Origin of the sequence: Kitasatospora phosalacinea, from assembly GCF_030268885.1 — a bacterium.
Lineage (GTDB): Bacteria > Actinomycetota > Actinomycetes > Streptomycetales > Streptomycetaceae > Kitasatospora > Kitasatospora phosalacinea_C.
In genome coordinates, this window is record NZ_BSSA01000096.1 from 1 (window position 1) to 805 (window position 805).

Sequence of the window (805 nt, forward strand, 5' to 3'; positions counted from 1 at the left end):
TGACCGACTCGATCACCTCGCGCACCGAGAACCCGGTCCCGTTGCCCAGGTTGCAGATCAGGTGCTCGCCCGGCCTGGCCGCCTGCAGCGCCAGCAGGTGCGCCTCGGCCAGGTCCGCGATGTGGATGTAGTCGCGGATGCAGGTGCCGTCCGGCGTCGGGTAGTCCTCGCCGAAGACCGCGATGTGCGGCCGCTGCCCCAGCGCCGCCTGGAACACCAGCGGGATCAGGTGCGACTCCGGCTCGTGCCGCTCCCCGTAGCGCCCGTACGCCCCCGCCACGTTGAAGTAGCGCAGGCTCACCGCCGCCAGGCCGTGCGCCACCGCCTCGGAGGTGATCAGGTGGTCCACCGCCAGCTTGGTGGCACCGTAGGCGTTGGTCGGCGAGGTCCGCGCACTCTCCTTGATCGGCACCTGTTCCGGCTCCCCGTACACCGCCGCGGTCGAGGAGAACACCAGCCGCCCCACCCCCGCCTTGCGCATCGCCGACACCAGCTCCAGCGAACCGGCCACGTTGTTGCGCCAGTACTTCTCCGGGTCCGCCACCGACTCGCCCACCTGCGAGGACGCCGCGAAGTGCAGCACCGCCTCGAACGAGGAGTCCAGCACCTCGCCCGCCTCCTGGATCCGGCCCCGCACGAACTCGGCCCCCTCCGGCACCCCCGCCGCGAACCCGGTCGACAGGTCGTCCAGCACGGTCACCTGGTGCCCCGCCTCCAACAGGTGCGCCGCCACCACACTGCCCACGTAGCCGGCTCCACCCGTGACCAGGTACTTGCTCATGCCCTCGACCTCCACGACGTTCGG

The 805-nt window shown here is 71.2% G+C and carries 1 protein-coding gene; it reads right to left on the reverse strand.

The annotated features are described in order from the left end of the window. On the reverse strand, window positions 1–781 hold a 781-nt coding region (galE, locus tag QSK52_RS39095), incomplete at its 3' end, for a UDP-glucose 4-epimerase GalE (RefSeq protein ID WP_285741041.1). Window positions 782–805 lie beyond the last annotated feature (24 nt).